Below are 11,182 nucleotides of genomic sequence, written 5' to 3' on the forward strand. Positions count from 1 at the left end.
GCACCTCCGTACGGCCGCACCAGCACAGCTCACCGCTCTGCCCTGCCCTGCCCTGCCCTGAACACGCCTGTTCGACAAGCGCCCTGACACCGGCCCGCCCGCCAGGGGGAATCCGCATGGCACCAGAACCACCGCTGCTCAGCATGTCCGGCATCACCAAGTCCTTCCCCGGAGTCCGGGCCCTCGACGGCGTCGACCTCGACGTCCAGGCCGGTGAGGTGCACTGCCTGCTCGGCCAGAACGGGGCCGGCAAGTCCACCCTCATCAAGGTGCTGGCCGGCGCCCACCAGCCCGACACAGGGACCATCCGCTGGCGGGGCGAGGGGGTGACGCTCCGCTCGCCGATCGCCGCCATGCGCCTCGGCATCGCCACCATCTACCAGGAACTCGACCTGGTGGAACACCTGTCCGTCGCCGAGAACGTGCACCTGGGGCATGAGCCGACCGCCGCCGGGTTCGTCGTACGCGGCAAGACGGCCAGGGCATCAACGGCCGCTCTGCTCAAGCGACTTGGGCATGCGGAGATCGATCCGGCCCGGCTGGTCGGCGACCTGTCCGCGGCGCAGCAGCAGATCGTGTCCATGGCGCGGGCGCTCTCCCACGACGTGCGGCTCATCGTGATGGACGAGCCGTCCGCCGCCCTCGACCCGGACGAGGTCGACAACCTCTTCCGCATCGTCGGCGACCTCACCGCCACCGGAGTCGCCGTCGTCTACATCTCGCACCGCCTGGAGGAGATCCGCCGCATCGGCGACCGGGTGACGGTGCTGAAGGACGGGCGGGCCGTCGCGGGCGGACTGCCCGCGAAGTCGACCCCGACCCGCGAGGTCGTCGCCCTGATGACCGGCCGCAACGTCGAGTACGTCTTCCCGGACCGGCCCGTCTCCCCGCCGTCCGCAGAGCCCGTGCTCCAGGTCCAAGGTCTGTCGCGACAGGGCGAGTTCGACACGCTCGACCTCGAAGTACGGCCCGGCGAGATCGTCGGCCTCGCCGGACTCGTCGGCTCCGGCCGCTCCGAGATCCTGGAGACCGTCTACGGCGCCCGCAAACCGACGACCGGTCAGGTACTGGTCGACGGCAGGGCCCTGAAGCCGGGCAGCGTACGGGCCGCCGTCCGGGCCGGACTCGGGCTCGCCCCCGAGGAGCGCAAGGCGCAGGCCCTGCTGATGCTGGAGTCCGTCACCCGCAATGTGTCGGTCTCCTCCATGTCCCGCTTCTCACGCGGCGGCTGGATCGACCGGGGCGCCGAACTCGGTGCCGCCCGGGCCGCGACCCGCGAACTGTCGCTCCGGCCGGACAACCCGTCCGTGCCCGTGCGCACCCTGTCCGGCGGCAACCAGCAAAAGGCGGTCCTCGCCCGCTGGCTGCTGCGCGGCTGCAAGGTGCTGCTGCTCGACGAACCCACCCGCGGCGTCGACGTGGGCGCCCGCGCCGAGCTCTACGCGGTCATCCGCCGGCTCGCCGACGAGGGCCTCGCCGTCCTGCTGGTCTCCAGTGAGGTGCCCGAGGTGCTCGGCCTCGCCGACCGCGTGCTGGTGCTGCGCGAGGGCCGCGTCGTCCACACGGCACCCGCCCGCGAACTCGACGAACACCGCGTACTCGACCTGGTCATGGAAGGAAGCCCGGCGTCATGACGCAGCCCGTCTCCCCGCCGCTGGACAGCAGCACCGACAAGGTGCCCCCGGCCCGGCCCCCCGCCTGGCGCGGCCTGCTGATCCGCGCCGACGTCCGCACGCTGTCCCTGCTCGGCGTGCTCGCCGTGCTGATCCTCATCGGCGGCATCACCAAGCCCGACGAGTTCCTGGACACCCGCAACCTGCAACTCGTCCTCACCCAGGCCTCGGTGATCGGTGTCGTCACCGTCGGCATGACCTTCGTCATCGTCTCCGGCGGTATCGACCTGTCGGTCGGCGCGATCGTCGCCCTCGCCTCCGTGTGGGCCACCACCGTCGCCACCCAGGAGTACGGCTTCGCCGGCATCCTCTTCACCGCGGTCGTCGTCGGAGTCGGCTGCGGCCTGGTCAACGGCGTCCTCATCGCCTACGGCGCGATGGTGCCGTTCATCGCCACCCTCGCCATGCTGGCCTCCGCCCGCGGCCTCTCCCTCCAGATCACGGACGGCAGGACGCAGATCGTCACCGTGCCGTCCGTCCTGGACCTCGGGGAGCGCGACGCCTACGTCCTCGGCATCCCGCCCCTGGTCATGGTGTTCGCCGTCGTCACGGTCATCGGCTGGCTGGTGCTCAACCGCACCACCTTCGGACGCCGCACGGTCGCCGTCGGCGGCAACCCGGAGGCCGCCCGGCTCGCCGGCATCGACGTCCGCCGCCAGCGGCTCTACCTCTACCTGCTGTCCGGGCTGTGCTGCGGCATCGCCGCCTTCCTGCTGATCGTCCTGGCCGGCTCCGGCCAGAACACCAACGGCAACCTCTACGAACTCGACGCCATCGCCGCCGCGATCATCGGCGGCACCCTCCTCACCGGCGGCCGGGGCACCATCACCGGCTCCGTCCTCGGTGTCCTGATCTTCACCACGATCACCAACATCTTCGCCCTGAACAACCTGCAGAGCGACGTCCAGCAGATCGCCAAGGGCGCGATCATCGTCGCCGCCGTGCTGGTCCAGCGCCGTACCGCGAGCACGACCTGAGGAAAGGGTTCACCTCCATGCCAGAGATCACGAGCCGCAGAGGGCTGCTCTTCGGGGCCGCCGCCGTCTCCGCCGGTGCCCTCCTCACGGGGTGCACGAGCAACGAGCCGTCCGACTCCAAGGACGAACCGGCCGGCAACGACCAGCCGGCCGCCGACGACAAGCCCGGCAAGCAGGTCACCATCGGCTTCGCCGGACCGCAGGCCGACCACGGCTGGCTCAACGCCATCAACGACAACGCCAAGAGCCGCGCCGAGAAGTACTCCGACGTCACCCTGGAGATCACCGAGGGCTCCAACGACACCGCCCAGCAGATCGGCCAGATCGAGACCCTCATCAACAAGAAGGTCGACGTCCTGGTCGTGCTGCCCGCCGACGGCAAGGCCCTCACCCAGGTCGGCCTCAAGGCGATGCGCGCCGGCATCCCGGTCGTCAACCTCGACCGCATCTTCAACACCCCGCAGGCCTACCGCTGCTGGATCGGCGGCGACAACTACGGCATGGGCCTCAACGCCGGGCACTACATCGGCGAGAAGCTCAAGGGCAAGTCCGGCGCCCGCGTCATCGAACTGGCGGGCCTGGACAACCTGGAGCTCACCAAGCAGCGCACCCAGGGCTTCGACGACGCCCTGAAGAACTACCCCAACATCAAGAAGGTCGCCCGGCAGGCCGCCGAGTTCACCGTCGAGTCCGGCCAGGCCAAGATGGCCCAGCTGCTCCAGGCCCAGTCGAAGTTCGACGCATTGTGGAACCACGACGACGACCAGGGCGTGGGCGCGCTGCGGGCCATCGAGCAGGCCGGGCGCGACGACTTCCTGATGGTCGGCGGCGCCGGCGCGCTCTCCGCCTTCCAGGCCATCAAGCAGGACGACGGCGTGCTCAAGGCGACCGTGCTGTACCCGCCGACCATGGCCGCCTCGGCGATCGACCTCGCCCGCGCCCTCGGCCAGAGCAAGGGCATCGGAGGCCTCGCCGAGTTCGAGATCCCCTCGTCGCTCACCCTCTACTCGGCCGTCGTCGACAAGACCAACATCGACCAGTACATGTCCACCGGCTTCAAGTGAGCCACCCCGCACCCCCCACGTGCGCCACCCCGACCAGGACGAGGAGGACACCCGTATGGGACAGCCGCAGGAGCAGCCGGAAGGGACCGAGGCAGGGAAGCCACCCCTGCGCGTGGGGATGGTGGGCTACGCCTTCATGGGCGCCGCCCACTCCCAGGGCTGGCGCACCGCGGGCCGCGTCTTCGACCTGCCGCTGGACCCCGTGCAGGCCGTGATCTGCGGCCGGGACGCCGCCGCCGTCCGCGCGGCGGCCGACCGGCACGGCTGGGCCTCCACCGAGACCGACTGGCGGGCCCTGATCGAACGGGACGACATCGACCTCGTCGACATCTGCACCCCCGGCGACAGCCACGCCGAGATCGCCCTGGCCGCCCTGGCGGCCGGCAAGCACGTCCTGTGCGAGAAGCCCCTCGCCAACACCGTCGAGGAAGCCACCTCGATGGCGCTGGCGGCCGAACAGGCCCACGACCGCGGCCAGGTGGCGATGGTCGGCTTCAACTACCGCCGGGTTCCCGCCACCGCCCAGGCCCGCCGCATGGTCGCCGAGGGGCGTCTGGGCAGGCTGCGGCACGTGCGCGTGACGTACCTCCAGGACTGGCTGGTCGACCCGCAGTTCCCGCTGACCTGGCGGCTGCGCAGGGAGCAGGCCGGCTCGGGCTCGCTCGGCGACCTGGGCGCGCACATCGTCGACCTCGCGCAGTACCTGGTGGGGGAGCCGCTGGCCGGTGTCTCCGCGCTGACGGAGACCTTCGTACGGGAACGGCCCCTGCCCACCGAGGCCACCACCGGCCTGTCCGCCGTCACGTCCGCCGGCACCGGGCAGGTCACCGTCGACGACGCCGCGCTGTTCACGGCCCGCTTCCCCTCCGGCGCCCTCGCCTCCTTCGAGGCCACCCGCTACGCCACCGGCCGCAAGAACGCCCTGCGCATCGAACTCAACGGGGAGCGCGGCTCGCTCGCCTTCGACCTGGAGCGGCTCAACGAACTGTCCTTCCACGACGCCACCGAGCCCGGCGCGGAGGCCGGTTTCCGGCGGATCCTCGTCACCGAACCCGACCACCCCTATCTGGACGCCTGGTGGCCGCCGGGCCACGGCCTCGGCTACGAGCACACCTTCGTCCACCAGGCCCGCGACCTCGTCCACGCCATCGCCGAGGGCCGCCGCCCCGAACCCTCCTTCGCCGACGGGCTGCAGGTGCAGCGCGTGCTCGCGGCGGTCGAGGAGAGCGCCGAGAAGAACTCCGTCTACACGCCGATCGCGGTCTGAGGAGGGCCAGTTCCCGATGCCACGCACCTTCACACTCTTCACCGGCCAGTGGGCGGACCTGCCCCTGGAGGAGGTCTGCCGCCTGGCCCGCGACTTCGGCTACGACGGCCTCGAACTCGCCTGCTGGGGCGACCACTTCGAGGTCGACAAGGCACTGGCCGATCCCGGCTATCTCGACGGCCGCCGGGCCCTGCTCGACAAGTACGGCCTCAAGTGCTGGGCGATCTCCAACCACCTGGTCGGCCAGGCCGTCTGCGACGCCATCATCGACGAACGGCACCAGGCGATCGTCCCGGAGGCGGTCTGGGGCGACGGCGACCCGGAAGGTGTCCGGCAGCGGGCCGCGGAACGCATGAAGGACACCGCCCGGGCCGCGGCCGCCTTCGGCGTGAACACCGTCATCGGGTTCACCGGCTCCGCCATCTGGCACCTGGTCGCCATGTTCCCGCCCGCCCCCGAGGCGATGATCGAGCGGGGCTACCAGGACTTCGCCGACCGCTGGAACCCGGTCCTGGACGTCTTCGACGCCGAGGGCGTGCGGTTCGCGCACGAGGTCCACCCCAGCGAGATCGCCTACGACTACTGGACGACGGCCCGCGCGTTGGAAGCGGTCGGCAGGCGCCCCGCCTTCGGCCTCAACTTCGACCCGTCGCACTTCGTGTGGCAGGACCTCGACCCGGTCGGTTTCCTCTGGGACTTCCGCGACCGGATCTACCACGTCGACTGCAAGGAGGCCCGCAAGCGCCTCGACGGCCGCAACGGCCGCCTCGGCTCCCACCTGCCCTGGGGCGACCCGCGGCGCGGCTGGGACTTCGTCTCGGCCGGGCACGGCGACGTTCCCTGGGAGGACGTCTTCCGGATGCTGCGCTCCATCGACTACCAGGGCCCCGTCTCGGTCGAGTGGGAGGACGCGGGCATGGACCGTCTGCAGGGGGCGCCGGAGGCCCTGAATCGGCTGAAGGCTTTCGATTTCGAGCCGCCCAGCGCGTCCTTCGACGCCGCGTTCAACAGCTGAACCACGCTCCCGGCGCAGGTCGGGGGACGGGGACCGGCAACACCGCCGATCCCCCCTCCGACCTGCGCGGATCCTGCTTTGTCCCGCACTGGGAGAAAGTCCGACCGAGTCCGTCGCAAGGGGTGTTCGCCCCGGACGGACACGGTTACCGTCCTTGATGTGTTCAGGACACATGCACCTCCGGGGTGACGGCGCACCCCGGCGCCCGCACCGCACGCTTCGCACCCACCCCGTACGGCCCACCCCGTTCCCGGAGGGACTTCGTGCACAGAACCAGACCCAGAAGCACCGCCACCCCCAGGCGTCCAGGGCTTCGCACCACCGTCGCCCTGTTCACCGGACTGCTCCTCGCCGTCGGTACCCCGGCCACCGTCGCCGGCGCCCACCCCGGCCACCCGGAGCACGACGAACCGGCAGCCGCCGAGGGCCAGTTCCAGCAGGTGCCGCTCGCCAAGGGCGAGCCCGAGATGGGCGAGCCGATGTCGCTCGCCGTGCTCCCGGACCGCAGTGTCCTGCACACCTCGCGCGACGGCACGCTGCGCCTCACCGACCAGGGCGGCGTCACCAAGATCGCCGGCAAACTCGACGTCTACAGCCACGACGAGGAGGGCCTCCAGGGCGTCGGCATCGACCCGGACTTCAAGAACAACCGGGCGATCTACCTCTACTACGCCCCGCCGCTCGACACCCCCGCGGGCGACGCCCCGGAGACTGGCACCGCCGAGGACTTCAAGAAGTTCGACGGCGTCAACCGCCTCTCCCGCTTCACGCTGAACGCCAACGGCACGCTGAACAAGGCCAGCGAGAAGAAGGTCATCGACGTCGCGGCCTCCCGCGGCACTTGCTGTCACGTCGGCGGGGACATCGACTTCGACGCCGACGGCAACCTCTACCTGTCGACCGGCGACGACACCAACCCCTTCGCCTCCGACGGCTACACCCCGATCGACGACCGGCCGAACCGCAACCCGGCCTTCGACGCGCGCCGCAGCTCCGGCAACACCAACGACCTGCGCGGCAAGATCCTGCGCATCAAGGTCGCCGAGGACGGCTCCTACACCGTCCCCGACGGCAACCTCTTCGCCCCGGGCACCGAGAAGACTCGCCCCGAGATCTACGCGATGGGCTTCCGCAACCCGTTCCGCATGAGCGTCGACGACAAGACCGGCACCGTCTACGTCGGCGACTACGGTCCCGACGCCGGCGCCGCCGACCCCAAGCGCGGCCCGGGCGGACAGGTCGAGTTCGCCAAGGTGACCAAGGCGGCCAACTTCGGCTGGCCCTTCTGCACCGGCGACAACGACCCCTACGTCGACTACGACTTCGCCACCAAGGAGTCCGGCGAGACGTTCGACTGCAACGCCCCGAAGAACACCTCGCCGTACAACACGGGCCTGACCGACCTGCCGCCCGCGCAGGCCGCCTGGATCCCGTACGACGGCGGATCCGTGCCCGAGTTCGGCAGCGGCTCCGAGTCCCCGATGGGCGGCCCGGTCTACCGCTACGACCCCGAGCTCGACTCCAGCGTGAAGTTCCCGGAGGCCTACGACGGCGACTTCTTCGCCGGCGAGTTCGGCCGCCGCTGGATCAAGCGGATCGAGCAGAACGACGACGGCTCGGTCGCGAAGATCAACGACTTCCCGTGGACCGGCACCCAGATCATGGACATGGAGTTCGGCCCCGACGGCGCGCTCTACGTCCTCGACTACGGCGTCTCCTGGTTCCAGGGCGACGAGCACTCCGCGCTGTACCGGATCGAGAACGCCGAGGACGGCTTCTCCCCGATCGCCGAGGTCAGCGCCGACAAGACGTCCGGCGCGGCCGGCCTGAAGGTCAAGTTCACCGCCTCCGCCAAGGACGCCGACTCCCCGAACCTCACCTACAGCTGGGACTTCGGCGACGGCACCAAGGGCGAGGGCCTCAACCCGACCCACCAGTACAAGAAGGTCGGCACCTACAGCGCCACCTTCACCGCCAAGGACCCCGAGGGCAACACCGGCAACGCCAGCGTCCGGATCGTCGTCGGCAACACCGAGCCCAAGGTGCGCATCGACGTCCCGGGCAATGGCGCCCTCGCCGAATTCGGCAAGCCCGTCCCCTTCAAGGTGACCGTCACCGACCCCGAGGAGACGGTCGACTGCTCCAAGGTCAAGGTCTCCTACAGCCTCGGCCACGACTCCCACGCCCACGAGCTGACCAGCGAGATGGGCTGCGAGGGCACCCTGACCCCGCCCCCCGGTGACGGCGGCCACGACCCCAACGCCAACATCTACGGCGTCGTCGGCGCGAGCTACACCGACGGCGGGGCGAACGGCCAGGAGGCGCTCACCGGCACCGCCCGCACCGTGCTCCAGCCGCTGCACCGCCAGGGCGAGCACTTCACCACCCAGTCCGGTGTCTCGGTCATCGACAAGACCGGCGCCAACGGCGGCAAGACCGTCGGCGACATCAACGACGGCGACTGGATCTCCTTCTCCCCCTACCGGTTCGACGGGCAGAAGAAGATGACCGTGCGGGCCTCCTCCGGCGGCGCGGGCGGCTTCGTCGAACTGCGCACCGGCTCGCCCGACGGGCCCCTGCACGGCTCGGCCTACATCCCGCCGACCGGCGGCTGGGAGACGTTCCAGAACGTCGACGTGCCGCTGCGGTCGCTGCCGAAGAAGACCACCGACATCTACCTGGTCTTCAAGGGCGGTGAGGGCGCGCTCTACGACGTGGACGACTTCGAGTTCTCCAAGGAGCCGTTCAAGGGCGGCAAGAAGGTCCTGGTCTTCTCCAAGACCGCCGGCTTCCGGCACGACTCCATCCCGGCGGGCATCACGGCCCTGAAGGAACTCGGCGGCCCGGCCGGCATCACGGTCGACGCGACCGAGGAGGCCAAGCAGTTCACCACGGCCAACCTCGCCAAGTACGACGCCGTGGCCTTCCTGTCCACCACCGGTGATGTGCTGAACGCCGAGCAGCAGAAGGCGTTCGAGAACTACGTGGCCGGCGGCGGCGGATACATGGGCATCCACGCGGCTGCCGACACCGAGTACGACTGGTCCTTCTACGGCGGCCTCGTCGGCGCCTACTTCGACTCGCACCCGGCCATCCAGAAGGCCACCGTCCGCGTCGAGGACCACGACCACCCGTCCACCGCGCACCTCGGCGACGCCTGGGAGCGCACCGACGAGTGGTACAACTACCGCACCAACCCGCGTGAGCAGGCCAAGGTCCTCGCCACCCTGGACGAGACCACCTACCAGGGCGGGAACATGAAGGGCGATCACCCGATCGCCTGGTGCCAGAGCTACGGCGGCGGCCGGTCCTTCTACACCGGCGGCGGCCACACCAAGGAGTCCTACGCCGAGGAAGCCTTCCGTGCCCATCTGCTCGGCGGCCTCCAGTACGCCACCGGCCAGGTCAAGGCGGACTGCAAGCCGAGCAAGGACTACCGGAAGATCTTCAACGGCCAGACCCTGGACGGCTGGAAGCAGGCGGGCCCCGGCAAGTTCAACGTCAAGGACGGCACCCTCGAGTCCGAGGGCGGCATGGGCCTGCTCTGGTACCAGGCCAAGGAGCTGAAGTCGTACTCGCTCAAGCTCGACTGGAAGATGCGCGGCGACGACAACTCCGGGATCTTCGTGGGCTTCCCCGCCTCCGACGACCCCTGGTCCGCCGTGAACAAGGGCTACGAGATCCAGATCGACGCCACGGATGCGGCCGACCGCACCACCGGATCCGTCTACTCGTTCAAGTCGGCCAACATCAAGGCCCGTGACCAGGTTCTGCGGCCGCCCGGCCAGTGGAACTCCTACGAGATCAAGGTCCAGGGCGAACGCCTCCAGGTGTTCCTCAACGGAGTCAAGATCAACGACTTCACCAACAAGGACCCCCAGCGGAGTCTGACCGACGGCTACATCGGCCTCCAGAACCATGGCGCCGGTGACCAGGTCTCCTTCCGCAACATCCAGTTGAAGGAACTGCCCGTCAAGGGCGACTGAACGGCGGCGGGCGGGGGACGCCGGACCCCCGCCCGCCGTCTCCTCACCTCCCCCCGGGGCTCACGCACGATCAGGAGGCTGCCCATGTCCGCGTCCCTCTCCCGACCGCGTGTGGGGGTGTGGCTGATCGGAGCCCGAGGCTCCGTCGCCACCACCGTCGTCACCGGCTGCGCCGCCGTCGCCGCGGGACTGCACCCGCCCACCGGCATGGTGACCGAAACACCGGCCTTCACCGGCAGCGGTCTGCCCGCGCTGTCCGACCTCGTCTTCGGCGGACACGACACCTTCGACTGCCCCCTGCCCAAACGCGCCGAGACCCTGACCGCCGGCGGTGTCCTCCCACCCGGCGTCGCCACCGCCGTCACCGCCGAACTCGCCGCAGCGGACGGTGAGATCAGGCCCGGCGGCCCCACGCCCGGGGACACCAGGAGCCAGGCCGAACTGATCACGGCCTTCGCCGCCGACATACGCGACTTCGTCCACCGCCACGACCTGGAGCGGGCCGTGGTCGTGAACGTCGCCTCCACCGAACCCGCGTCCGCGGGCCCCGACGCTCCGCTCCCGGCCAGCACCCTCTACGCCCTGGCCGCCCTCCGCGCGGGCTGCTCCTACGTCAACTTCACCCCCTCCGAGGGCATGCACCACCCCGTCGCCGCCGGCGAGGCCGAACGCAGCGGCCTGCCGCACGCCGGCCGGGACGGCAAGACCGGCCAGACGCTGCTGCGCGCCGTGCTGGGCCCCATGTTCGCGCAGCGGGCGCTGACGGTCCGGGCCTGGTCCGGCACGAACCTGCTGGGCGGCGGCGACGGCGCGGCCCTCGCCGACCCGGCCGCCGCCGCGGCGAAGAACGCCGGCAAGGAACGCGTCCTCGCCGACACCCTAGGCACCGTCCCCGAGGGCGAGGTCCACATCGACGACGTCCCGGCCCTCGGCGACTGGAAGACAGCCTGGGACCACATCGCCTTCGACGGCTTCCTCGGCACCCGCATGATCCTCCAGACCATTTGGCAGGGCTGCGACTCGGCCCTGGCCGCACCGCTCGTCCTGGACCTGGCCCGCCTGACCGCCCGGGCCCACGAGACGGGGCTGTCCGGTCCCCTCGCCGCGCTCGGCTTCTACTTCAAGGACCCGGTGGGGGAGGGGCCCTCGGGGCTGTCCGAGCAGTACGAGGAACTGGTGCGGTTCGGTCGGAGCCTGGGG

7 protein-coding genes are annotated in these 11,182 nt (G+C 70.4%); all 7 read left to right on the top strand.

Annotation, left to right across the window (positions count from 1 at the left end):
- Positions 1 to 116 precede the first annotated feature (116 nt).
- The gene (locus K4G64_RS13740; RefSeq protein WP_221756316.1) at positions 117 to 1,634 is read left to right on the top strand and encodes a sugar ABC transporter ATP-binding protein; all 1,518 of its coding nucleotides are present in this window, start codon (positions 117 to 119) and stop codon (positions 1,632 to 1,634) included.
- Positions 1,631 to 2,650: an ABC transporter permease gene (locus K4G64_RS13745; RefSeq protein ID WP_221756317.1), complete on the top strand. Its 1,020-nt coding sequence runs from the start codon at positions 1,631 to 1,633 to the stop codon at positions 2,648 to 2,650. Before K4G64_RS13740 ends, K4G64_RS13745 begins: the two co-directional genes overlap by 4 nt.
- A gap of 17 nt (positions 2,651 to 2,667) precedes the next feature.
- Positions 2,668 to 3,714, top strand: a complete 1,047-nt coding sequence (locus K4G64_RS13750) for a substrate-binding domain-containing protein (RefSeq protein WP_030843640.1) — start codon at positions 2,668 to 2,670, stop codon at positions 3,712 to 3,714.
- Positions 3,715 to 3,769: 55 nt separating this feature from the next.
- Positions 3,770 to 4,981: a Gfo/Idh/MocA family protein gene (locus K4G64_RS13755; protein ID WP_221756318.1), complete on the top strand. Its 1,212-nt coding sequence runs from the start codon at positions 3,770 to 3,772 to the stop codon at positions 4,979 to 4,981.
- Between the two features lie 16 nt (positions 4,982 to 4,997).
- Positions 4,998 to 5,996 carry a sugar phosphate isomerase/epimerase gene (locus K4G64_RS13760; RefSeq protein ID WP_221756319.1) on the top strand — a complete coding sequence of 333 codons (999 nt, stop codon included), beginning with the start codon at positions 4,998 to 5,000 and terminating at the stop codon, positions 5,994 to 5,996.
- A 263-nt stretch (positions 5,997 to 6,259) separates the two neighbouring features.
- The gene (locus tag K4G64_RS13765) at positions 6,260 to 9,982 is read left to right on the top strand and encodes a ThuA domain-containing protein (protein ID WP_221756320.1); all 3,723 of its coding nucleotides are present in this window, start codon (positions 6,260 to 6,262) and stop codon (positions 9,980 to 9,982) included.
- A gap of 84 nt (positions 9,983 to 10,066) precedes the next feature.
- The coding region (locus tag K4G64_RS13770; RefSeq protein WP_221756321.1) for an inositol-3-phosphate synthase at positions 10,067 to 11,182 on the top strand (1,116 nt) is incomplete at its 3' end.

The sequence above is a fragment of the Streptomyces sp. WAC04114 genome, from assembly GCF_019733245.1.
Taxonomy (GTDB): Bacteria; Actinomycetota; Actinomycetes; order Streptomycetales; family Streptomycetaceae; genus Streptomyces; species Streptomyces massasporeus_A.

What these genes read in the sequence shown, in the direction of transcription:
- K4G64_RS13740 (WP_221756316.1), top strand. Translation starts at nt 117, where the DNA reads ATGGCACCAGAACCACCGCTGCTCAGCATGTCCGGCATCACCAAGTCC.
- K4G64_RS13745 (WP_221756317.1), top strand. Translation starts at nt 1,631, where the DNA reads ATGACGCAGCCCGTCTCCCCGCCGCTGGACAGCAGCACCGACAAGGTG.
- K4G64_RS13750 (WP_030843640.1), top strand. Translation starts at nt 2,668, where the DNA reads ATGCCAGAGATCACGAGCCGCAGAGGGCTGCTCTTCGGGGCCGCCGCC.
- K4G64_RS13755 (WP_221756318.1), top strand. Translation starts at nt 3,770, where the DNA reads ATGGGACAGCCGCAGGAGCAGCCGGAAGGGACCGAGGCAGGGAAGCCA.
- K4G64_RS13760 (WP_221756319.1), top strand. Translation starts at nt 4,998, where the DNA reads ATGCCACGCACCTTCACACTCTTCACCGGCCAGTGGGCGGACCTGCCC.